Here is a 263-nt window from a genome sequence, read left to right as displayed (position 1 = left end):
CGGTGATGACCGGCATCAGGCAATTGCGCAGCGCCGGCCGGAAATGCACCACCCGGTCCGGCAGGCCGCGGGCGCGGGCGAATTTGATGAACTCGGTGCGCAGCGTCTCCAGCATCTCGGCCCGCACCAGCCGCATGATCAGCGTGATCTGAAACAGCGCCAGCGTGATCGACGGCAGCACTAGCGCGGCGCGGCCCGAGGGCGTCAGCAGGCCGGTGGTCCAGCCGCCGATGCGCACCGTGTCGCCGCGCCCGAAACCGCAC

At 70.3% G+C, this 263-nt stretch carries 1 protein-coding gene; it reads right to left on the bottom strand.

Annotation, left to right across the window (positions count from 1 at the left end):
* The coding region (locus SB751_RS31815) for an ABC transporter permease subunit (protein ID WP_410749249.1) at positions 1 to 263 on the bottom strand (263 nt) is incomplete at both ends.

Origin of the sequence: Cupriavidus sp. SIMBA_020 (genome assembly GCF_046535395.1) — a bacterium.
GTDB lineage: Bacteria > Pseudomonadota > Gammaproteobacteria > Burkholderiales > Burkholderiaceae > Cupriavidus > Cupriavidus campinensis.
Note: the sequence above shows the minus strand (reverse complement) of the source record. Positions and strands in the feature narration are given on the sequence as shown.